The organism is Bellilinea sp. (assembly GCF_053501535.1).
In genome coordinates, this window is sequence record NZ_JBRCOK010000127.1 from 1 (window position 1) to 5,813 (window position 5,813).

Sequence of the window (5,813 nt, forward strand, 5' to 3'; positions counted from 1 at the left end):
GTGCATGAATTGCTGCGCTGGCCGATGCGCGAATTGCACGTCACCCTGCCGGTGCGCATGGATGACGGCACGGTGCGCATCTTTCACGGTTTCCGTGTCCAGTACAATGATGCGCGCGGCCGCCAAAGCCCGGCAGGTGGATTTGCACGGCGCAACCACGGCCAATCAGGGCTACGGCAACGCCGGCTCATTTGCTCACAAACTGGGCGGTGAGCTGCTCGGCTTGAAGGTGGTAGCGGTTTCCGATTCGCGCGGCGGCATTTACAATCCCGCCGGCCTGGATTACGCGGCGGTGCTGGCGCATAAGCAGCGCACCGGCTCGGTCATCCACTTTCCCGGCGCGCAGCCGATCAGCAATGCCGAACTGCTGGAACTGAACGTGGATGTGCTGATTCCGGCAGCGCTGGAAAATGCCATCCATGGGGAAAATTGCGAGCGCATCAAGGCGCGTTTCATTGCCGAACTGGCCAACGGCCCAACCACGCCAGAGGCGGATGCGGTGCTGTTTGCAAAAAACATCACCGTCCTGCCAGATTTTTTATGTAACGCCGGCGGTGTGACCGTTTCGTACTTTGAAATGGTGCAAAATGCCTACGGCTACTACTGGGACGAAGGCGAAGTGCATCAGCGCCTCGATCAGCGCATGACTGCCGCCTTCTGGAAGGTGCATGAGGTGGCTCAGCAGCATGGCGTTGACTACCGCAAGGCGGCCTATCTGGTGGCGGTCAGCCGGGTAGCGGAGGCGGTTCGGCTGCGCGGCTGGGCGTAAAATCGGTTGGGAGAGGGTATAATTTTCAGCATTCGCCAAAGTTTGCTGAAAGAAACCCTTTTCTCACAGGCGGTGAGGTATGTCGGTCATTCCCCCCGAGTCATCCAAAATTCTGGAAATTCACCTGCTGCTGGCGCAGTATCCGCTGCTGGCTTCACCCATCCGGCGGCGCATGCGCGAGGAGTTGTTCCAACGCGGCATCATCTCCCCGGAGCGATTTGAGCAGGAAATCCGCGAAAAGGCGATTGAATCGCAGAAGCGCGAAGGGTTGGGGGATGACCAGCGCCCCGAAGACAGCGAACAGTGGGAACTGCGCTATCACCGCATCCGCCGCATTCTGACGGATTTTTACTTTGCCTACAACCTGCCCATCGAATTGCTGCACAAGATTGTGGACGATGTGCTGGCTGACCGCGGCGGCGAACGCCCCCCGGTCGGATCGGAAATCAGCCTGCGGTTCAACCCGGAACTGGCTCCGTTGGAGATGGTGCTGCGCCAGGCAGAAGCCTACGAGGCTTTGCCGCCCGAACAGCGCGCTCAGGTGCAGCACCATCTCGAAGAACTGCGCGTGGTGCTGCTCAAGAGCCTGCTCAGCGACCAGCTCGGCTTCATCCGCATTGCCAAGCACTGGTTTACGGCTGCCGATTTTGGTGAAATCATCCGCCGCCGCATCGGCAGCGGAAAAATCGGCGGCAAAGCCGCCGGCATGCTGCTGGCGTACAAAATCCTGCAGGCTGCTGCCCCGCACATTGCCGGGCGAATCACCCTGCCGCGTTCGTACTTCATTGGTGCGGATGTATTCTACGACTTCCTCGCCCTCAACGATCTGGAATATGTCAACCAGAAGTACAAGTCGGAGGAGCAAATCCGTCAGGAGTACCCCTTCATCCAGGAAAAATACGCCAGCGGACGATTCCCGGAAGAAATTGCCGATCAACTGCGCGATCTGCTGCGTGAGGTGGGCAACACCCCGCTGATTGTGCGCTCCTCCAGCCTGCTGGAGGATAACTTTGGCGCATCGTTTGCCGGCAAGTACCTGAGCGTGTTTTGCCCCAATCAGGGCACGCTCAAGGAAAATCTGCGTGACCTGACGCTGGCCATCCGCCGGGCGTATGCCAGCATCTACAACCCGGATGCGCTCTCGTACCGCCGCCGCATGGGATTGCTGGACTACGACGAGCGCATGGCGATCCTGATTCAGGAAGTACAGGGACAGGCTTACGGCGGTTACTACTTCCCATCTGCAGCCGGCGTGGCCTATTCGTTCAGCCCGATTGTGTGGAACCCCCGTCTGCGGCGGGAGGAGGGCTTTGCCCGCCTGGTGATCGGGCTGGGGACGCGCGCGGTGGAACGCACACCCAACGACTACCCGCGCCTGATCGGCCTCAGCCACCCCACCTTGCGCCCGGAGGTGACGCCGCAGGCAATCCGCCAGTACTCCCAACACTTCATGGATGTGATTGACCTGCAGCACAACACACTGGTCAGTCTGCCGGTACAGCAGGTGCTCGGCGCGGATTTTCCCGCCCTGCGCTGGGTCATTTCGGTGGACGATGGCGAGACCATCCGCCCGCCGCTGACGCTGGGTCTTTCATTGCAATCACAGCAGTTTGTGGTTACTTTTGAACGGCTGCTGCAAACCGACTTCGTCCCCTTGCTCAAAACCATCCTCAGCCAGCTGGCCGAGGAATACCACTCGCCGGTGGATGTGGAATTTGCCCTTACCATTCAACCCGGCGAAGGCGGTAAACCCGACCTGACCTTTCACCTGCTGCAATGCCGCCCGCACCACAGCTGGAACGCTGACCGAATGGTGCGTCTGCCGGAACATTTGCAGCCGGCCGATATTCTGCTGGTCAGCAACCGCATGGTGCCGCTGGGGGTGGTGGAAGGCATCGAGTACATCGTCTTTGTTGACCCGGAAAAATACTACCGCCTCCCCTCGGCGCATGATTACAGCGAAACGGCGCGCCGCATCGCGCAGCTAAACCAGGCGCTGGCAGGCAAAAACTTCATCCTGATTGGGCCGGGACGTTGGGGTTCGACCGACTTCATGCAGGGCGTGCCGATCACCTATGCCGATATTTTCAACACCCGCGCGCTGGTCGAACTGACCAGCCGTAAGGGAGGCTACGCCTCCGAGCCGTCCTACGGCACGCATTTCTTTCAAGACCTGGTCGAGTCGGGCATTTTCCCGCTGGCGGTTTCGGCGGAAGAAAAAGAGGATTTTTTGAACGTTTCATTTCTGCAGCAGGCAACTGACCAGCGGTCAGTATGGATTGCTGACCAATCCCCCGCGCTGGAGTGTATCAAGGTCATTCACATCCCGGCAGAACGTCCGGGGCAACTCCTGGAAATCCGCATGGACGGAAACAAAGGCATAGGTTACTTCAAACCTGTGACCGAACATCTTTAGAAAGTTGAGGTTGTTTGAGAAGTGGTCAATGGTAATCCGCACAATCTGGTGATGAAATTCGGCGGCACATCCGTGGGCAGCCCGCAGGCCATGCGCCAAACCGTGGAAATTATTGTGGGTCAGAAGCAGCGCTCACCTTACCTGACGGTGGTCACTTCGGCGCTTTCCGGCATAACCGACATCCTGCTGCGCAGCGCAAACGCTGCTGCGCGCGGCGATGCGGAAGTGTACCAGCAGGCGACCCAGACGCTGACAGCCCGTCACGAGGAAATTTTGAACGCGCTGATTCACGATCCCAACCGCGCCGCCGCTGTGCGCGCCGAAATTCAGCAAATGATCGGCGATTTTGCGTCGCTGTGTCTGGCAATCTACATTCTGGGCGAAGCCACTCCGCGCGCCCTGGACGCCGTTTCCTCACTGGGTGAACGCATGGCAGTACGCCTGTTAGCCGCTGCCCTGCAAGAACAGGGCTGCCCGGCTCAGGTGGTGGAGGCAACCAGCCTGATCATCACCGATGATCACTACCAATCGGCCTACCCGGACTGGGCGGCAACTCAGGCGGCGGTGCGGGCGGTGCTTCCGCCTCTCCTGCAAAGCGGCATCGTCCCGGTGGTGACCGGCTTCATCGGCGCAACCCGGCAAGGAGTGGTCACCACCCTCGGCCGCGGCGGTTCGGATTACACCGCTGCCCTGTTGGGGGCAGCCCTGCCCGCCGACGAAGTCTGGATCTGGACGGATGTGGATGGGGTGATGAGCGCGGATCCGCGCATTGTCCCCGAAGCCCACACCATCGAAGAATTGACCTTTCGTGAAGTGGCGGAACTGGCCTACGCCGGCGCCAAAGTACTGCACCCCAAAACCATCCGTCCGGTCATCGAGGCCGGCATCGGTTTGCGGGTGCTGAACACCTTTAACCCGACTCACCCCGGCACACGCCTGGTCGCCGAAAAGCCCCCCGAAAATCATTCCAGCATCGTCAAATCGGTGACCGCCATTCGCGGTATGAAACTGGTCACCGTGGAGGGGCGCGGCATGCTGGGTGTACCGGGTGTGGCGGCGCGTACCTTTGCGGCGATTGCCTCCACCGGCACCAACATCTCGCTTATCTCGCAGGCTTCCTCCGAGCAGGCCATTTGCATTGCCGTGCCGGCGGATGCGGCTGAGCGGGTGATTGCCGCCATTCAGGACGAGTTTTACCGCGAAATTCAGGGCAAGGATATTGACCGCGTTTGGGCAACCGACGAGGTGGTCATTGTTACGGTTGTGGGTGAAGGAATGCGCAGCACACCCGGCGTGGCCGGCAAGGTTTTCAGTGCACTGGGCGAGCAGCGCATCAATGTGATTGCCATTGCGCAGGGTTCATCGGAAGTATCCATTTGTTTTGTACTGAGGGCTGAGGACACTCAAGCGGCCGTGCGTACCTTACACCGTCAGGTCATTCCCCATCAGGAGGTGCAGGCATGAATAAAATACCCGTTGCAGTGCTGGCGGCTACCGGCAGCGTTGGGCAGCGTTTTGTGCAGCTGCTGGATCATCATCCCTGGTTCGAGGTGGTGGCACTGACCGGCTCGGAGCGCGGTCATGGTAAAACCTACGGGGAGGTGTGCCGCTGGCTGCTGGCAGAGCCAATGCCCGACTGGGCAGGAAAGATGCCTGTCCTGCCCAGTGAAGCCGCTTCGCTCAACGGCGCCCGCCTGGCGTTTTCGGCGCTGCCGGCTGATACCGCCCGTCAGGTTGAACCGGCCCTGGCGCAGGCCGGTATTTGCGTTTGTTCGAATGCCTCCGCCTTTCGGCGCGAGCCGGATGTGCCGCTGCTGATTCCGGAGGTAAATCCGGAACATGCCCGCCTTGTGGAGGTACAGCGCAAACGGCGCGGTTGGAGCGGCTGGATTGCAACCAACCCCAACTGCACCAGCACCGGCATGACCATCGCCCTCAAAGCGCTGCAGGATGCCTTTGGCTTGAAACGCGTGTTTGCCGTTTCCATGCAGGCGCTCTCCGGGGCGGGATACCCCGGCGTTGCCTCGCTGGATATTGCCGATAATGTTGTTCCCTTCATCGGCGGCGAAGAGGAGAAGGTGGAATGGGAGCCGCGCAAAATGCTCGGCAAACTGGAAGGCGGGGAGGTGCACCTTGCCGAAATTGGCATTTCGGCGCACACCAACCGCGTTGCAGTGACCGACGGTCATTTAGTGTGCCTGACGGTGGAACTGGCGCAGCGCGCCACACCTGAACAGGCTGCCGCCGTGCTGGCCGCTTTCCAGGCCCCGCCGCCGGTGGCTGAGCTGCCTTCAGCAGCCCGCCCGGTGATTCAGGTGCGCGAGGAGGAGAACCGTCCCCAACCGCGCCTTGACCGCATGACCGGCAGGGGCATGACCACCGTGGTTGGCAGGCTGCGTTCCGACCCGCTCTTCGATTTGCGCCTGGTGGTGCTTTCGCACAACACCATTCGCGGCGCGGCCGGCGGCTCACTGCTCAATGCCGAATTAATGGTGCAGGCCGGCTATCTTTCATAAGAAAACGTCATTTCGGGTAATTTCTCCCCCTCCCACCTCCCCCAAAATCGCCCCTGCGATTTTGGGGGAGGCAGGAGGGGGCAAAAAGGATTTGTCCCGAACTGACGTCAGT

5 protein-coding genes are annotated in these 5,813 nt (G+C 60.3%); all 5 read left to right on the plus strand.

Annotated features, from left to right (window positions below; genetic code table 11):
• On the plus strand, window positions 1-213 hold a 213-nt coding region (locus tag ACWIZX_RS11960), incomplete at its 5' end, for a Glu/Leu/Phe/Val dehydrogenase dimerization domain-containing protein (protein ID WP_448335941.1).
• Window positions 110-769: a Glu/Leu/Phe/Val family dehydrogenase gene (locus tag ACWIZX_RS11965; protein WP_448335945.1), complete on the plus strand. Its 660-nt coding sequence runs from the start codon at window positions 110-112 to the stop codon at window positions 767-769. The genes ACWIZX_RS11960 and ACWIZX_RS11965, both read left to right, overlap by 104 nt.
• A 79-nt stretch (window positions 770-848) precedes the next feature.
• Window positions 849-3,185 carry a PEP/pyruvate-binding domain-containing protein gene (locus tag ACWIZX_RS11970; protein WP_448335942.1) on the plus strand — a complete coding sequence of 779 codons (2,337 nt, stop codon included), beginning with the start codon at window positions 849-851 and terminating at the stop codon, window positions 3,183-3,185.
• Window positions 3,186-3,206: 21 nt separating this feature from the next.
• A complete protein-coding gene (locus ACWIZX_RS11975) occupies window positions 3,207-4,649 on the plus strand; it encodes an aspartate kinase (protein ID WP_448335943.1) in 1,443 nt (480 codons plus the stop codon).
• Window positions 4,646-5,701, plus strand: a complete 1,056-nt coding sequence (gene asd / locus ACWIZX_RS11980; protein ID WP_448335944.1) for an aspartate-semialdehyde dehydrogenase — start codon at window positions 4,646-4,648, stop codon at window positions 5,699-5,701. The genes ACWIZX_RS11975 and asd overlap by 4 nt, the downstream gene beginning before the upstream one ends.
• Window positions 5,702-5,813: the final 112 nt, after the last annotated feature.